The sequence below is a fragment of the Pseudomonas sp. BIGb0176 genome (genome assembly GCF_024810175.1).
Lineage (GTDB): Bacteria > Pseudomonadota > Gammaproteobacteria > Pseudomonadales > Pseudomonadaceae > Aquipseudomonas > Aquipseudomonas protegens.
The window spans coordinates 425,748-440,922 of record NZ_JANUEC010000003.1 but is presented as its reverse complement, the minus strand read 5'-3'; the positions used below and the strand labels follow the sequence as shown (position 1 = coordinate 440,922).

The 15,175-nt window shown below is 63.8% G+C and carries 16 protein-coding genes; 7 read left to right on the top strand and 9 right to left on the bottom strand.

Annotated elements, in window-relative coordinates; genetic code table 11:
* The first annotated feature begins 293 nt into the window (after positions 1–293).
* Together M2395_RS20135 and M2395_RS20130 are read left to right on the top strand one after the other, a co-directional pair.
* Positions 294–590: a hypothetical protein gene (locus M2395_RS20135; RefSeq protein WP_047288821.1), complete on the top strand. Its 297-nt coding sequence runs from the start codon at positions 294–296 to the stop codon at positions 588–590.
* Between the two features lie 164 nt (positions 591–754).
* Positions 755–1,384, top strand: a complete 630-nt coding sequence (locus M2395_RS20130) for a flavin reductase family protein (protein WP_011063061.1) — start codon at positions 755–757, stop codon at positions 1,382–1,384.
* Positions 1,385–1,393: 9 nt separating this feature from the next.
* On the opposite strand, the gene M2395_RS20125 is transcribed toward M2395_RS20130, so the two are convergent.
* Both M2395_RS20125 and M2395_RS20120 read right to left on the bottom strand, forming a co-directional pair.
* On the bottom strand, positions 1,394–1,666 hold the full coding sequence (locus tag M2395_RS20125; protein WP_123431355.1) for a hypothetical protein: 273 nt from the start codon (positions 1,664–1,666) through the stop codon (positions 1,394–1,396).
* 9 nt (positions 1,667–1,675) lie between these two features.
* Positions 1,676–2,041, bottom strand: a complete 366-nt coding sequence (locus tag M2395_RS20120; RefSeq protein WP_011063063.1) for a putative quinol monooxygenase — start codon at positions 2,039–2,041, stop codon at positions 1,676–1,678.
* A 330-nt stretch (positions 2,042–2,371) separates the two neighbouring features.
* On the opposite strand from M2395_RS20120, the gene M2395_RS20115 reads away from it, so the two are divergent.
* Complete coding sequence (locus M2395_RS20115; protein WP_019092978.1) at positions 2,372–3,301, top strand: AraC family transcriptional regulator; 930 nt, start codon at positions 2,372–2,374, stop codon at positions 3,299–3,301.
* A gap of 7 nt (positions 3,302–3,308) precedes the next feature.
* Here the strand turns inward: M2395_RS20115 and M2395_RS20110 are convergent, their stop codons facing one another.
* Positions 3,309–4,757, bottom strand: a complete 1,449-nt coding sequence (locus M2395_RS20110; protein WP_011063065.1) for an aldehyde dehydrogenase family protein — start codon at positions 4,755–4,757, stop codon at positions 3,309–3,311.
* On the bottom strand, positions 4,754–6,391 hold the full coding sequence (locus tag M2395_RS20105) for a 5-guanidino-2-oxopentanoate decarboxylase (protein ID WP_077934690.1): 1,638 nt from the start codon (positions 6,389–6,391) through the stop codon (positions 4,754–4,756). The genes M2395_RS20110 and M2395_RS20105 overlap by 4 nt, the downstream gene beginning before the upstream one ends.
* Before the next feature lie 159 nt (positions 6,392–6,550).
* Between M2395_RS20105 and M2395_RS20100 the strand changes: the two genes are divergently transcribed.
* Entirely contained in the window at positions 6,551–7,432 is an 882-nt protein-coding gene (locus M2395_RS20100) for a LysR substrate-binding domain-containing protein (RefSeq protein WP_011063067.1), read from the top strand.
* Positions 7,433–7,536: 104 nt separating this feature from the next.
* Here the strand turns inward: M2395_RS20100 and M2395_RS20095 are convergent, their stop codons facing one another.
* Complete coding sequence (locus tag M2395_RS20095) at positions 7,537–8,151, bottom strand: NAD(P)-dependent oxidoreductase (protein WP_015636794.1); 615 nt, start codon at positions 8,149–8,151, stop codon at positions 7,537–7,539.
* Between the two features lie 69 nt (positions 8,152–8,220).
* Positions 8,221–9,105 carry an MBL fold metallo-hydrolase gene (locus M2395_RS20090; protein WP_053153498.1) on the bottom strand — a complete coding sequence of 295 codons (885 nt, stop codon included), beginning with the start codon at positions 9,103–9,105 and terminating at the stop codon, positions 8,221–8,223.
* A 113-nt stretch (positions 9,106–9,218) separates the two neighbouring features.
* Here M2395_RS20090 and M2395_RS20085 point away from each other — a divergent pair, with 113 nt between their 5' ends.
* Entirely contained in the window at positions 9,219–10,124 is a 906-nt protein-coding gene (locus M2395_RS20085; RefSeq protein ID WP_011063070.1) for a LysR family transcriptional regulator, read from the top strand.
* 141 nt (positions 10,125–10,265) lie between these two features.
* Positions 10,266–10,442: a hypothetical protein gene (locus M2395_RS20080; RefSeq protein ID WP_015636796.1), complete on the top strand. Its 177-nt coding sequence runs from the start codon at positions 10,266–10,268 to the stop codon at positions 10,440–10,442.
* Here the strand turns inward: M2395_RS20080 and M2395_RS20075 are convergent.
* Positions 10,435–11,349 carry a helix-turn-helix domain-containing protein gene (locus M2395_RS20075; RefSeq protein ID WP_011063072.1) on the bottom strand — a complete coding sequence of 305 codons (915 nt, stop codon included), beginning with the start codon at positions 11,347–11,349 and terminating at the stop codon, positions 10,435–10,437. The two genes, M2395_RS20080 and M2395_RS20075, sit on opposite strands and share 8 nt — an antisense overlap.
* Before the next feature lie 396 nt (positions 11,350–11,745).
* On the opposite strand from M2395_RS20075, the gene M2395_RS20070 reads away from it, so the two are divergent.
* Positions 11,746–13,263 carry an MDR family MFS transporter gene (locus tag M2395_RS20070; RefSeq protein ID WP_019092982.1) on the top strand — a complete coding sequence of 506 codons (1,518 nt, stop codon included), beginning with the start codon at positions 11,746–11,748 and terminating at the stop codon, positions 13,261–13,263.
* 87 nt (positions 13,264–13,350) lie between these two features.
* On the opposite strand, the gene M2395_RS20065 is transcribed toward M2395_RS20070, so the two are convergent.
* Together M2395_RS20065 and M2395_RS20060 are read right to left on the bottom strand one after the other, a co-directional pair.
* The gene (locus M2395_RS20065) at positions 13,351–14,196 is read right to left on the bottom strand and encodes a cache domain-containing protein (protein WP_072442656.1); all 846 of its coding nucleotides are present in this window, start codon (positions 14,194–14,196) and stop codon (positions 13,351–13,353) included.
* A gap of 123 nt (positions 14,197–14,319) precedes the next feature.
* A complete protein-coding gene (locus M2395_RS20060) occupies positions 14,320–15,159 on the bottom strand; it encodes a hypothetical protein (protein ID WP_015636799.1) in 840 nt (279 codons plus the stop codon).
* Positions 15,160–15,175 lie beyond the last annotated feature (16 nt).

The following is a 15,175-nucleotide window of genomic DNA, read 5'->3' as shown; positions in this document are numbered from 1 at the left end:
AAAAACAGGTAAGGCGCGGATGAAAAAATCGTTGAAATATTTTCTTACAAGCAATCTGCTCAATTAATGATCAGTTAATGCTGGATGCATAGCCTGCTAATGAATCCAAGTGGGTACTTGGCTCTTCTATGCAGTGAGGCTTGAACGCGGTATTTGGCGGCGAGGGCCGACCTAATAAATATCGATAAAGCAGATATTTATAAGCATAAATTTGCGCTTTTATATCAACTTTACCGGAGTAGGATTCATACCAAGCCCAACGCATTCATCTCAACGAACCCGGAGTCACCATCATGAAAAGCAAACTGATCCTCGCCCTGACCCTCTCGGTACTGGCTGCCAACACCTTCGCCGCCGATGGCTACGATCGCACCGGCTCCGCCACCTTCGCCGCTGATGGCTACGACCGCACCGGTTCTGCTACCTTCGCTGCCGATGGCTACGACCGCACCGGTTCTGCTACCTTCGCTGCCGATGGCTACGACCGCACCGGTTCCGCTACCTTCGCCGCTGATGGCTACGACCGCACCGGTTCCGCTACCTTCGCCGCCGATGGCTACGACCGCACCGGTTCCGCCAGCATCAGCTGATTGATGCACCTGACACCACAGCCCGGCCTTGGCCGGGCTTAGTCGTTTCTGGCCAGGGGAAAACACCCACAGCGTGGAACGCTCAAGGGCCAGGACGCTGGAATTGGGCGATTGCGCACTGCACTATGACGCCCTTAACTCGCCCCAAGCAGGAACCTTGAGCCATGCCCGACGATATCCACTTTTACCAACCTGCCCTGGGCCACGGCCTGCCCCACGACCCGTTCAATGCCATCGTCGGCCCGCGCCCCATCGGCTGGATCTCTTCCCAGGATCGCGAGGGGCGCCTGAACCTGGCGCCCTACAGCTTCTTCAACGCCTTCAACTACATTCCACCGATCATCGGTTTCTCCAGCGTCGGGCGCAAAGACAGCCTGAACAATATCGAGCAGACCGGCGAGTTCGCCTGGAACCTGGCCACCCGACCTCTGGCCGAGCAGATGAACCAGAGCTGCGCCGCAGTCCCGGCCGAGGTAAACGAGTTCGAACTGGCCGGCCTGACCCCCGTGGCGTCGAAAGTCATCAGCGTGCCCCGGGTAGCCGAGAGCCCGGTGTCCTTCGAGTGCAAGGTCACCCAGATCATTCAATTGCAGCGGGCGGACAAGGAACTGGTGCCGAGCTGGCTGATCCTCGGCGAAGTGGTCGCCGTGCATATCGCCAAGTGGCTGCTCAAGGACGGGATCTACGACACCGCCGCGGCAGAGCCGATTCTGCGCGGCGGCGGGCCGGCGGATTACTTCCAACTGGGGCCAGAGGCTCTGTTCAGGATGCACCGCCCGGGGGCAGTCAAATAGCGCTTGGACTCAGTAGCTCTTCCAGCTCAATTCGCCGCCCTGATCGACGTCGGCCAACTGTTCGAGTTGTTGTGCGGCAGCCTGGTCGGCGTCATGCGCCGTCTTGAATTTCTGCTCATCCAGGACTTTATGAAAGCGTGGTGCGCTTGATGCGCCGAGAGCCTTGACGGCGATGGCGGCGCTGTATCCCCCCTCCCCTGGAACCACAGCGGAAACTGCTTCGTAGTGTGCAAACTCTTTGCGTGCCATGTTGCGAGTCCTGGCCAATGAAAAGTCGGCCATTCTAAACCTTCAACTGGCCAGCTTGTGCACCGGCGCCTGCTGTAGTTGCGGATATTCGCCATGGGCTTGCAGCGCCGACACGGTACTGAAGGTATGAAAATCCAGGCTGTTGACCACCAGGTCCTGCACCAGCTCGGCAAAGATCGCCATGGCCGGGGAATTGAAATAGGCCGTCATCGCCTGCTGGCTGCTCCAGAAACCGGACACCAGCCACAGGTCGGCATCGCACTGCGAATGCTGCAGGGCAAAATGCAGGCAACCACAGGCCTGGCGGGACGGTTCGATCAGGCTGCTCAAACGCGCACCCAGCTCCTTGGAACGCCCGGCCCGGGCTCGGACAAAGGCCATGTGACTGACGGGAATATGCGTGGACATGTGCGACCCTCCCAGGGTGTTGTCGAGGCAGCCATGGGACGGGCTGCGACAGGATCAACGATACGGGGCATGCCCTCGCGCGCGTTAGTCGATTTCTGCCGTTGATTTGCCCAATCCTGCGACAAGCCCTTTGCTCCCTCCCCGACTCCGCGCCATTGGGCAAAAGCATGACAACGGTGTTTCAAGCAAGTGAAGCTCAGGAGCATCGGCTGATCTTGCCTATCGCGCGCGCAAGCAGCAGGATCAGGCAAGTTTTACGCAGGATTCGCCTACCCGCGCTTCTTGCACAAACTTAAGCTGTGCCGACTGCAAACACTCGGAGGCTGCCCCATGCCATCACTGGAAACCCCGCCACCGCCCCTGGCCCCGGAGATGGAACGGCAGCGCGTGGAACTGGCCGCGATCATTGCACGCAACACCGCCGAGGACGGCAGCTACGCCACGGCCATCGACTCGTTGTTCGTCTCGCGCCACAGCAGCTCTCATCAATTCGGTTCGGTGCTGGCACAGCCGGCGCTGTGCATCATGGCCCAGGGCCGCAAGGAAGTACGCCTGGCCGATGAAAGCTACAACTACGACCCCTTGAATTACCTGGTGGTCTCGGTTTCCGTCCCCCTGAGCGGCAAGGTGGCGATCGTTTCACCAGAGGAGCCGATCCTGGCCCTGCGCCTGGACATCGACCCCGGGGAAATCAATGCATTGATTGCCGATGCCGGCCCCATCGGCGTACCCGCCCGGCCTACCGGGCGCGGCCTGTACGTGGAGCGCCTGGACCCGGCAATGCTCGACGCGGTGTTGCGCCTGACCCGCCTGCTGGATACCCCGAAAGACATCGCCATGCTCGCGCCGCTGGTACGCCGGGAAATTCTCTATCGCCTGCTGCGCAGCCCCCAGGGCCACCGCCTGTATGAGATCGCCACCGCCAACAGCCAGGGCCACCGGGTCAACCAGGCCATCAAGTGGCTCAACGGCAATTTCGTGCACCCGTTGCGCATCGATGATCTGGCCCGGGAGGTGAACCTGAGCGTCTCGACCCTGCACCACCGTTTCAAGGCCATGACCGCCATGAGCCCGCTGCAGTACCAGAAACAGTTGCGCCTGCAAGAAGCCCGGCGGCTGATGCTGGCCGAGGGGCTGGAGGCTTCGGTGGCGGGCTATCGGGTGGGTTATGAAAGCCCGTCGCAGTTCAGCCGCGAGTACAGCCGCTTGTTCGGCGCGCCGCCGTTGCGGGATATGGCGCGCCTGCGGGTGAGCAGCTGAGGCCTGCCTAACGAGCGCGGATCACATGCTTGATTTCCTGAAAGGCCTGTAGCCCCCAGGGCCCCAGTTCACGACCGATGCTGCTCTGCTTGTAGCCGCCCCACGCCGTCTGGGGAAAGATCACCTGTGGCGCATTGATCCACACCAGACCGGCCTGCAGGGCATTGGCCACTTGCTCGGCATGCGCTGCATCCGCTCCCACTACGCTGGCCACCAGGCCGAACTCGCTGTCATTGGCCATTTCGATGGCCTGCTGCTCGTTGCTGAAACTGCGCACGCAGAGCACCGGGCCAAAGATCTCCTCACGCCATAGCGCACTGTCCAGCGGCACCTCGGTGAACACCGTGGGCTGGATGAAATACCCCTGCTGCAAGCCGGCCGGGCGGCCACCGCCGCAGACCAGCTTGGCCCCCACATTCAAGCCTTCCTCGATATGGGCCTGCACCCGCCGGTATTGCGCCTGATTGACCAGCGCGCCCATTTCCACCTCCGGGTCGAACGGGTCGGCCACACGAATGGCTTCGGCCCGGGCCTTGAGGCGCAACAGGAACTCATCGGCCAACTCATCGGCCACCAGCACCCGGCTGGTGGCCGAGCACATCTGCCCGGCGTTGAAAAAGCCGCCACCACAGGCCAGCTCCACCGCCAGATCCAGATCGGCATCCGCCAGCACCAGCAACGACGACTTGCCCCCCAGCTCCAGGCTCACGCCCTTGACGGTTTCCGCCGCGCGCTGCATCACCTGGACCCCCACGGCGTTGCTGCCGGTGAAGGAGATTTTCGCCACTCGCGGGTCGGCTGCCAGGGGCGCGCCCACCGCCAGGCCGGTGCCGCAGACCAGGTTGAACACGCCCCGGGGCAAGCCGCTGCCGGCGATGATTGCCGCCAGTTCCAGCTCCGGCAAAGGGGTGACTTCGGAAGGCTTGAGCACCACGCTGCAACCGGCGGCCAGGGCCGGAGCGAGCTTCCAGGCGGTGGTGACCATGGGGAAGTTCCACGGCACGATCAGCCCGACGATGCCACAGGGCTCGCGGCGCAGGCGGGCACTGAAGGCCTCGCTGGGCAGTGCCACGTTGGCGTCCTGAGCGGCATCCAGGCCTTCGGCCAGCCCGGCGTAGTACTCGAAGGTGGCAATCACATCGTCCACATCCATGGCGGCCTCGAATTGCGGCTTGCCGTTGTTGCTCGACTGCAGGTGCATCAGTTGCTCCCGGCGTTCGGCCACCCCGGCCGCAATCCGTCGCAGGACCGCGGCACGTTCAGCCCCGCTGCTGTGCGACCAACGCGCAAGGCCGGCGCTGGCAGCGCACAGCGCCTGCTCCACGGCCTCGGGACCGCCACCGGCAACCTGGGCCAGTACGCCCTCGGTGCTGGGGTTGATCACCTGCAGATGCTCGCTGCCCGCCAACCATTGGCCGTCGATGTAAAGCCCGTTCAACAGGGGTTGCGCGCTCATGCCTGTACTCCTTGGGTCCAGCGGTTCTGATCGACCTCTATCAGGGTCGGGCCCTGGCGATCCGCCGCCGAGCGCAGCGCCGCGCGCAGTTGCTCGACGCTGTCGATGCGCTCGGCGGCGCAGCCCAGGCCCTTGGCCACGGCAATGAAATCCGGGGTGTAGATGTCGACGCCCACCGGCTCGATGGCGCGGTTGACCATGTATTTCTTGATCTCTTCGTAGCCCTGGTTATTCCACAGTAGGACGATGATCGGGGTGCGAGCCTCCACCGCGCAGGCCAGTTCCGAAAGGGTGAACTGCAAGCCGCCATCGCCGATCAGGCAGGCCACCGGCCGTCGCTGGCTGGCGTGCGAACCGCCGCCGAGCCAGGCGCCAATGGCCGCCGGCAAGGCATAACCCAGGGTGCCGTACCCGGTGGAGGAGTTGAACCAGCGTCGTGGCTGCTCGGGGTTGAAGGTCAGGTTGCCGCTGTACACCGGCTGGGTGGAATCGCCCACCAGGACAATCTCCGGCAGTTCCTGGACCACAGTCTGCAGAAACAGGGTCTGGGCCTGGGTCGGGCCGTCCCAGAGCTGGCTCAGCTCACTGCGCAAGGCGGCGGCGCGGACCTGGCCCCAGTCGCTGCGACGCGCTGCCAATTCCAGCCCGGCAAGTTGCGCCAGCAGCGCTTCGGCAGCGATCCGGGCGTCGGCCACCAGTGCCACTTTCGGCGGATAGTTGCGCACGGTCTGGTCGGCATCGATATCGATACGCAGCAGGGTAGCGGGAATCTCGAAACCACCGGCGAAGGTCACGTCGTAATCGGTTTCCGCCAGCTCGGTGCCAATGGCCAAGACCACATCGGCCTCTGCCACCAGGGCCCGGGTCGCCACCATGGACTGGGTGGAACCGATCAGCAGCGGATGCGCCGAAGGCAGCATGCCCTTGGCATTGATGGTCAGGGCCACCGGCGCTTGCAACAGCTCGGCCAGGCGGGTCAGGGCCGGGGCGGCATCGATGGCGCCCCCGCCCGCGAGAATCAGCGGCCGCTTGGCACTGGCCAGCAGTTGGCTCATCTGCGTGACAGCGGCCGGGGCGGCGCCGGCGCGGGCGATCTGCACCGGCTCGCTGCTCAGCAGGTGGTCGGCGTCCTGGACCAGCACATCGAGGGGAATCTCGATATGCACAGGGCGTGGGCGCCCGGCCTGGAACAGGGCAAAGGCCCGAGCCAGCACCGCTGGCAACTCGTCGGCACACATCAGGGTATGGGAAAACGCCGCCACGCCGCTGACCAGCGCACTCTGGTTGGGCAGCTCGTGGAGCTTGCCGCGCCCGCCCCCCAACTGGCTGCGGGCCTGCACGCTGGAGATCACCAGCATGGGAATCGAATCGGCGTAGGCCTGGCCCATGGCGGTGGTGATGTTGGTCATGCCGGGGCCGGTGATGATGAAACACACACCGGGCTTGCCGCTGGTTCGGGCGTAGCCGTCGGCCATGAAGCCGGCGCCTTGCTCGTGGCGCGGAGTCACATGATGGATGGGCGAACGGGCCAGGCCGCGATACAGCTCCACGGTGTGTACCCCGGGAATGCCGAACACCTGCTCGACGCCATAACCTTCCAGTAGCTTGACCAGTACTTCACCGCACGTCGCCATCTCATCGCCCTTCTTATTGGAGGAAAACCGCACGTCGGCCACAGGCTGGAAAACGCCTGCGGGCGCCGATAGAGGGGCTATTGGAACGGTGGGCCTGTAGCCGCAACAATGGATAAAAAGTCATACTAGCCATGTCCCCACGTCATGCCTCGGCCAGCCATGAAACGCCTTCCTCCCTTACCCGCGCTGCACACTTTTCTGATCACCGCCCAGTGCTGCAACTTCACTCGCGCCGCCGAGCAGTTGCACATCACCCAGGGAGCGGTGAGCCGGCAGATCGCCGGGCTGGAAAGTCACCTGGGCTATCCGTTGTTCCTGCGCCAGGCCCGGGGCCTGAGCCTCACCGCCGAGGGGCTGGAATGGCTGCCACGGGTGCAGCAGGTGTTCGAAATGATCAATGGCGCGGTGGACGAGATCGGCGGCCAGAAGCGCAACCTGCGGCTCAAGGCCCCGACCTGCGTGATGCGCTGGCTGCTGCCGCGGTTGCTGCAGTGGCAGAAGGAGCGCCCCGATGTGCCGGTGCAACTGACCACCACCATTGCCCATGGCGTGGATTTCGGCCGCGAGCCGTTCGACGCCGCGGTCATGTACGGCGCACCACCGGCACCGACCCTGGGCTCGCGACACCTGTTCAATGAACAGCTGACTCCGGTCTGTTCCCGGCCCCTGCTGGAAGGCCCGGTGCCGCTGACGAGCCCCAGAGACCTGCAACAGCACCTGCTGCTGCACCCCTCCCATGATCAGCGGGACTGGCAAACCTGGCTCAAGGCCGCTGGCACGCCCCTGGACACCCTGGGCAAGGGCCAGCACTTCGAGACCCTGGACCTGGCGATGTCCGTGGCCTCCCAGGGCACAGGTGTGGCGATTGGCGACTGGGCATTGATTGGCGATGACCTGAGTGCCGGGCGGCTGGTCATGCCCTTTGAATTGAAGGTGCCGACAGGGCAGGCGTATTACCTGGTGTACCCGGAGCGCCCGGGGCCTTCGCCGGCCCTGCAGGAACTGCTGGACTGGCTGGTGGAACAGGCCCGGCAGCGCTGAAATACCGGCAGACAGCGAAAAGCCCCGCGAGGGGCCTTCAACGCTTGCCGGAACAACCCGTTAGCCGCCTGCAACAGGCGGCTAACGGGTCAATCGGCCAGTGATCAGTAGCCGACGGTGAAACGCTGACGGCTATGGGCGGGCTTTTCCACCTCGTCGAGCATGGCGATGGCGTAGTCGGCAAAAGTGATCCAGCTACGGCCCTCTGCGCTGACCAGCAGGTCGTCCTGGCCCAGGCGGAAGTGCCCGGTACGCTCACCCTCGACGAACTCCGCCGATGGCGAAAGGAAGGTCCAGTCCAGGTCCTGCTCCTTGCGCAGGGTCTCCAGGTACACCCCGCCGGCGCTGGCTTCGGCCTTGTATTCCTCCGGGAAGCCCGGGCTATCGATGACCTTGCTGCCACCCGGCAGCAACAGCGAACCGGCACCGCCTACCACCAGCAGGCGCTTGACCCCGGCCTTTTTCACCGGGTCGATGATGGCATTGGCAGCGATGCTGGAAAAATGCGCCGCGCTGATCACCACATCGTGACCGGCCACCGCCGCTTGCAGCGCGGCACTGTCGGCCACATCCACATCGCGGCTGACCACGCCGGCACGCGGACCGATCTTCGCCGTGTTGCGGGCGATGGCGGTCACGCTGTGGCCGCGACGCAGGGCTTCTTCCAGCAGTTGGCTACCGGCACGGCCGGTGGCACCAATGATTGCGATCTTGCTCATGACATGTCTCCAGTTGGCTAAGAGAGTACAGAGGCATCCGCCCCCACAAGGGAGCGGGTCAAACCGTTTTCACCACTTCATTTCGCCCTTGGCGACCTTGGCGCTCAGCTCCAGGGAGCTGTCCTCGCCCAGGTCCGGGTAACGCTTTTTCATGGCCGCGATCAGCTCGGCGGAATCCTTGGCCTTGGCGGTTTCCTCGTCGAAGGCCTTGATGTAGTCCGCGGTGAAGTGCACCGGGGCCAGGGAACGCGCGCTGTCACCGAGGAAGTGCCCGGGGATCACGGTCTTGGGTTGCAGGCTGTCGATGGTCTTGAGGGTAGCCAGCCAGTCCGCATGGGACTGCGGGGTCTGGGTGTCGGCCATCCACACGTGGATGTTTTCCGCGACCACCACGCCACCGACCACCGCCTTGATCGACGGGATCCACACAAAGCTGCGGTCCGGCTGCTTGCCGTCCAGGCCAATGACGTCGAGCTTCTGCCCTTCCAGGGTCAGGCTGTGGCCCTTGAGCACGCCCGGCACGATGGTCTTGGCCGGTACGTCGGTGCCCATTTTCGGGCCCCAGAACGCCAGCTTGCCGTCCACCGTGGCCTTGATGTGATCCACGGTCGGCTGCGAAGCCACCACCTTGGCGTCGGGGAAGGCGGCGGTCAGGGTGTCGAGGCCGAAGTAGTAGTCCGGGTCACCATGGCTGATGTAGATGGTGGTCAAGTGCTTGCCGCTGGCGCGGATCTTGTCCACCAGTTGCTGTGCCTGGGACTTGCCGAACTGGGCGTCCACCAGGATCGCGTCCTTCTTGCCGCTGACCAGCACCGAGGTCACCGGGAAGATTGCGTTGGCGCCCGGGTTGTAGACATCCAGGCTCAGGGGCGGCTCGGCGGCCGCGGCATGGGCGGCAAAGCCCAGGGTGGCAGTGGCCAGCAGCAAGCGTTTGAGTGAAGTGAATCCGATCATGAGGGCAGCTCCGGCATCTGTTGGCTGGGTTGGGATGGACAGAGCTTAGTTGCCAGACTCGTTACAAAAAATGCGATGCTTGAACATAGTTTGTTTCTGAAAGCGGGCAAATCATGGATCGTCTCCAAGCAATGCGGGTCTTCGTCACCGTCGTCGACCTGGGCAGCCAGTCGGCCGCCGCCGATCACCTGGACCTGTCGCGTCCGGTGGTGTCACGTTATCTGGCGGAATTGGAGGACTGGGTCGGCGCCCGGCTGATGCACCGAACCACGCGCAAGCTCAGCCTGACCGCCGCCGGCGGTGAGATTCTGCCCCGCTGCCGGCAGATGCTGGAGCTGTCCAGCGACATGCAGGCCGCGGTCGGCGAGCCGGACGATGCACCCCGCGGTCTGCTGCGCATCAGCGTCAGTACCTCGTTCGGCCAGTCGCAACTGGCGGATGCCGTGGCCGACTACGTCAAGCGCTACCCGGGGGTCAGCATCGACCTGCAGATGCTCGATCGCACGGTGAACCTGGTGGATGAACGCATTGACCTGGCGATCCGTACCAGCAATGACCTGGACCCGAACCTGATCGCCCGGCGCCTGACGGTCTGCCGCTCGGTGATCTGCGCCTCGCCGGCCTATCTGCGAGAGCACCCCGCGCCCCAGCGGGTGGAGGAACTGAACCGGCACAACTGCCTGACCCACTCCTACTTCGGCAAGAGCCTGTGGCATTTCGAACAGGATGGCGAACAGGTATCGGTGCCGGTGCAGGGCAACATCAGCGCCAACGAGGCCAGCACGCTGCTGCGCACCACCATGGCCGGCGCCGGGATCGCCATGCTGCCCAGCTACCAGGCCGGTGAGTACATCAAGCGTGGAGAGCTGGTACGCCTGCTGCCCCACGCCGAACCGCGCACGATGAACATGTACGCGGTCTATGCCTCGCGCAAGCACATGCCGGCGACCTTGCGCAGCATGCTCGACTTCCTGGTCCTCAGGTTTCCCCAGCAACCGCTCTGGGACGAAGGTTTGTAGATAGATGCACGGCGCTGGCCGGGCTGCTCGATCCAACTGCTGAATACCCTGCCAAACAGGCCGGGCAAGCCCCCGCAACTGACCTATGCTGATAACAGTACCCCTTTAAACCAAAGGGGTATGGGTTCAGAGGTCGTTGCCATGAACGTCAAGACAAGAAGGTACCTGGCCATCTTCATGACCTGCACCGTGACCCTGGCGCTATACGGTACTGCCGCTTATCGCGTGGAGCAGGCGCGCATGCAACCGCGCAACTACGCCAGTTGCAACCTGGAGCGCTGCATGCCCCACAACGCCACCTTGAACGCCCTCAGGTGAGCGTCAGCGAATCGGCGTCCCCGGCCTGATCGGCCTTCAGGCGGTCGCGAAATACCTTGGGCGAGATCCCCTCCCGGCGCCGGAACAGCCGGGTGAAGTTGGTGGGGTCGGAAAACCCCAGGTCCGCGGAAATCTCGTAGATGGTCATCCCGGTGTAGGTCAGCAGCCGCTTGGCTTCCAGTAGCTGGCGTTCGTGCATGATCTGCAGCGCGGGCTGCCCTGCCAGTTCACGGCAGGTGCCGTTGAGGTGCGACACGGAAATGCCCAGCTTGTGGGCCAGGTCCTCGACCTTCACATGCTCGCGGTAATGGGCTTCCACCAACTGGATGAAGCCATTGAAATACTCACGGGCCCGCTGGGGACGCCGGCTGGCACTGCTGCGCTGCAACGCCTGGCGCCCGACCCAGACCACAATCATGCTGACCAGCGCATGCATGAGCATTTCCCGAGCCGGCTGCTGCCCCTGGTACTCCTGCTGCAAGGCGGCGAACAAACCGTTCAGGTACGCCTCGTCTGCCCCCGTCGGATACCCCTCGGGCCTGGCCAGGGTATTTTGCCCCTGCCCCAGTTGGGTTTGCAGATGGCTTACCAGCGGCGCTGCCAGCGTCACCACATAACCTTCTATGTCTTCGGAAAACCGGAAGCCATGGACCGACAGCGGCGGCAGGACCTGGACCATCGATTTGTCCAGCAGGGTACGCTGGCCTTCGATCTCCAGTTCCGCCTGCCCACGGTATACAAACAGCAACTGGCAGAGGTCGGCATGCCGATGGGGCTTGATTTCCCAATGGTGCTCGCGGCTGCGCTGGCTGATGGGCTCGCAATGAAGCAGGTCCGGGGTAGGCCAGTCCAGGCTCTCGCCATAGAGCTTGAACACCGGAATCGACGCAAGGGCAGGCTTGTTCATCACTACAGTCCAGGCCTCAGTGTGACGGGCGACGGGGGCGCCAGCGGGCGAACCATCAGACAACCGCCAGGGCTCTTCGATAAACGAATACGCCCGGGCGAAATGCAAGCAACAGCAACATCAATGGACATTGACCGGGCCGGCGTTCAGAGCACCAGCCCAGTGCCGGGCACTATACAGAATGCGTCCCATTACCAGCTAATTACCGCCAAATAATCTGCGTTTTCGTCTGACCGCCCAGGTCTTCACAGAGCATCGTTCCCATCAGTTAAGCCCAGATGAAAAATCCCCGGAGACTTCCTTGTATGGCTATCTAGTAGGCTCCTATCTAGTACACTGAAGCGCACTTCCACCGGCCTTGCTCCGCCGGGTCAATCTCTGCCCGCAGGTTCTTTCGTGACCCACTTCCAACAGCCCGTCTCGCCCAAACCGGCCATTCGCAGCGTGCTGATCGCCCTGATGCTGGCGATCTTTCTCGGCGCCCTGGACCAGACCATCGTCGCCGTCTCCATGCCGGCCATTTCCGCCCAGTTCAAGGACGTCGGCCTGCTGGCCTGGGTGATCTCCGGCTACATGGTGGCGATGACCGTGGCAGTGCCCATCTACGGCAAGCTCGGCGACCTCTACGGCCGCCGCCGCTTGATGCTGTTCGGCATGGGGCTGTTCACCCTGGCCTCGCTGTTCTGCGGCCTGGCACAGAACATGGAGCAACTGGTACTGGCGCGGATTTTTCAGGGTATCGGCGCCGGCGGCATGATCTCCGTGAGCCAGGCCATTATTGGCGACATAGTTCCGCCTCGGGAGCGCGGTCGCTACCAGGGCTACTTCAGCAGCATGTACGCAGTGGCCAGCGTCGCCGGCCCGGTGCTGGGCGGCTACATGACCGAATTCCTTTCCTGGCGCTGGGTGTTCCTGATCAACCTGCCTCTGGGCCTGGGCGCCTGGTGGGTGGCGCATCGCACTCTGATCGGGCTGCCGGTGCCCCAGCGCAAGCCGATCATCGACTACCTCGGTACCGTGCTGATGATCATCGGCCTGACCGCCCTGCTGCTGGGTATCACCCAGGTAGGCCAGGGCTATTCCTGGCGCAGCGCCGAAGTGCTCGATCTGCTGGCCATCGCGGTCATCGTCCTGGCACTGTTCGTCTGGCATGAGCGCCGGGCCCGGGAACCCCTGCTGCCGATGCACCTGTTCACCAACCGCAACGCGCTGCTGTGCTGGTGCACGATCTTCTTCACCAGCTTCCAGGCCATTTCCCTGATCGTGCTGATGCCGCTGCGCTTCCAGAGCATCACCGGCGCCGGGGCCGACAGTGCCGCCCTGCACCTGCTGCCGCTGGCCATGGGCCTGCCAATGGGCGCCTATTGTGCCGGGCGCCTGACCTCGGTCACCGGGCGCTACAAGCCGATGATCCTCAGTGGCGCGCTGCTGATGCCGCTGTCGATCCTCGGCATGGCCCTGGTGCCGCCGCAGGCGGAGCTGCTCAGCGGCCTGTTCATGCTGCTCTGCGGGATCGCCGGCGGCATGCAGTTCCCCACCTCCCTGGTGGGCACGCAGAACTCGGTGGAACAACGGGATATCGGCGTGGCCACCAGCACCACCAACCTGTTCCGCGCCCTCGGCGGGGCGGTGGGCGTGGCGCTGATGTCGGCGTTGCTGCTGGCCTTGCTCCAGGATTCCAGCCTGGCCCATCTCGGTGGCGCCGGGCTGATGGTTGAAGGGCACTCCGGCAATGCCCTGCTGGAAGGCCTGAACGCCGCCCCCGGCCCGGCGCGGGACGCCTTGCGAGCCGAGTTGCTGACGACCTTCAAGCATCTGTTGCTGGTCAGTGCCGGGGTATCCCTGCTGGGGCTGGCAGCGGCGATCGCCATGCCCAATCGCCTGCTGCGCGGTCGTGAAGACAAGGCGCGTTAACCCGCCCCGGGCTCCTGTAGCCGCTTTGGTCGAAGCGCTCCAGCCTTTGCTGAAGCAGCCTGCGGCAGCGGCTGCAGGGCAGCATGATCAAGGGCTGTAGTAGCCCACCGCAACCAGCAGATTCCCTACCTTGCGCAGGTAGGCGTGCTTGTCCTCCACCTTGCCGGTCACCGGGTTCTTCCAGCGGTATTGGTATTCGCCCTGATCCTCGCGAGCCATGAGCGCCAGCATCGGCTCGCCCACCGGCTTGCCTTCGGGATCCTTGATCTTGGCGAAGTCGGTGTTGAGCAAACGCAGGTTGGTGCCATGGGCCAGGTAGCGCCGGCTGTCCATGTCCACCACGAACACGTACAGATCGTCTTCGAGAAAACCGCCCTGCAACTGGTTGATCGCCTTGAGCGTACCGTTGCGGTCCGTGCTCAAGGCCGTGGCTGCCCTCTCCAGCAATGCCCTGGCCTGCTCGGCCGACGCCCGGGGCTGGTAGTAACCCACCGCCAGGATGCGTTCGCCGACCCGCTGGAAATACACATGCTTGCGCTCGATCTTGCCGTCGGCCCAGTTCTGCCAGCGGTACTCGGCCTGCTGGATGCCATTGCCCTCGGGCGTCTTCAACGCTTGCTTGAACGCCTTGCGCAGGTCCGGCCCCAGGACTTGCGACACATCACGGCCAATCAACGCCGACGAGGGACCGCCACTGGCCAGCATCACGCCTTGGGTATCCACCACGAACACATAGCGGTCGTGGTCGACGAACTCGCCCTGGCGGCTGAAGGCAGCGAATGCCTTGTCGCCCTGATCGTGGTAGTAGCCCAGGGCCTTTTCCAGCAGCGCCCGGGCCGCCGCGCCATCATCCACCGACGGCGCCGCCTGCAGCGGGCCCAAGCACAACAGCAGCAGCCAGCCCACCCAGGTATTTCCAAGCCACAGTCTCATCGCCCGCTCCTCGTTCGTGTTGGCGTTCGAAGAGCGTAGACGGCTGCAGGATATGCGGAAACATTCAGCACACGGGGGGTGAACCGACGCCTTCCCACGCCAGGCGTGGGAAGGCGGCCCCCATCAAGGGCGGGTGTTGATCTGCTGCTGCAGGTTCTGGATCTGGCTTTGCAGCGTGTTGATGTTGCGGGTCACCTGGCCGCGAAAGGCGTCGAACTCGGCAGTGCTGGCACCGTTTTGCGCAGCGGCGGGACGGTTGTCCTGCTGGCTCTTGAGCACGATCAGGTCCTGTTCCAGACGCTCGATGGCGGCGCTCGGATTGCCCTGTTTCTTCAGCGTGGCCAGGTCGGCGCCCAGGCTCTTGAGCTGGGCATCGACCTTGCCATTGTCGATCTGGGCGCTTTTCAGGCTCGCCAGTTCACCGCTCAAGGCTTTCACCTGAGCCTGCAACTGGCTGTTGGCTGCTTGCTGTTCGGCGGTCTGCGCGCTCATCTGCGCCAGGCGCTTGTCCAGATCGGTGGCCTGCCCCGCCACGCCCTGCTGCTGTCGGCTCTGGTCCTGCAGGCGGCTCTCCAGTTGCTTGATCTGCAGCTTCAGCGCTTCACTGTCCGTGGTGACATTGGTCTGGCTGGCCACCACCTTGCCGGAGATGTCCTGCAGGCGTCCGGCCGCTTCCTCACTGATCCTGGCGAAGCTTTCCTGGGTCGCCACCAATTGCTGTTCCATCAGCGAAATCTGCTGGAAGCTCCACCAGGCAAGGCCGATGAAGGCAAAGAACAAGGCGCCCACCAATGCCCAGAGCGGGCCGGTGCTGGGGCTCTTGACCTTGACTACCGGCGTGCCGCGCGAATGCACGGAGGTACGCTCGCGGGCAGCGCTGGTGGTGGGGAAGACATCGTCGTCGAGAGGATCGGCGCGCAGACTGGGAACGTCGTCGAAGTCATCGTTTGCATCGTTACGCATGGGGCAACCTTTGTGA

Coding starts and splice junctions, on each gene's coding strand:
- M2395_RS20135 (WP_047288821.1), top strand. CDS start 294: ATGAAAAGCAAACTGATCCTCGCCCTGACCCTCTCGGTACTGGCTGCC.
- M2395_RS20130 (WP_011063061.1), top strand. CDS start 755: ATGCCCGACGATATCCACTTTTACCAACCTGCCCTGGGCCACGGCCTG.
- M2395_RS20125 (WP_123431355.1), bottom strand. CDS start 1,666: ATGGCCGACTTTTCATTGGCCAGGACTCGCAACATGGCACGCAAAGAG.
- M2395_RS20120 (WP_011063063.1), bottom strand. CDS start 2,041: ATGTCCACGCATATTCCCGTCAGTCACATGGCCTTTGTCCGAGCCCGG.
- M2395_RS20115 (WP_019092978.1), top strand. CDS start 2,372: ATGCCATCACTGGAAACCCCGCCACCGCCCCTGGCCCCGGAGATGGAA.
- M2395_RS20110 (WP_011063065.1), bottom strand. CDS start 4,757: ATGAGCGCGCAACCCCTGTTGAACGGGCTTTACATCGACGGCCAATGG.
- M2395_RS20105 (WP_077934690.1), bottom strand. CDS start 6,391: ATGGCGACGTGCGGTGAAGTACTGGTCAAGCTACTGGAAGGTTATGGC.
- M2395_RS20100 (WP_011063067.1), top strand. CDS start 6,551: ATGAAACGCCTTCCTCCCTTACCCGCGCTGCACACTTTTCTGATCACC.
- M2395_RS20095 (WP_015636794.1), bottom strand. CDS start 8,151: ATGAGCAAGATCGCAATCATTGGTGCCACCGGCCGTGCCGGTAGCCAA.
- M2395_RS20090 (WP_053153498.1), bottom strand. CDS start 9,105: ATGATCGGATTCACTTCACTCAAACGCTTGCTGCTGGCCACTGCCACC.
- M2395_RS20085 (WP_011063070.1), top strand. CDS start 9,219: ATGGATCGTCTCCAAGCAATGCGGGTCTTCGTCACCGTCGTCGACCTG.
- M2395_RS20080 (WP_015636796.1), top strand. CDS start 10,266: ATGAACGTCAAGACAAGAAGGTACCTGGCCATCTTCATGACCTGCACC.
- M2395_RS20075 (WP_011063072.1), bottom strand. CDS start 11,349: ATGAACAAGCCTGCCCTTGCGTCGATTCCGGTGTTCAAGCTCTATGGC.
- M2395_RS20065 (WP_072442656.1), bottom strand. CDS start 14,196: ATGAGACTGTGGCTTGGAAATACCTGGGTGGGCTGGCTGCTGCTGTTG.
- M2395_RS20060 (WP_015636799.1), bottom strand. CDS start 15,159: ATGCGTAACGATGCAAACGATGACTTCGACGACGTTCCCAGTCTGCGC.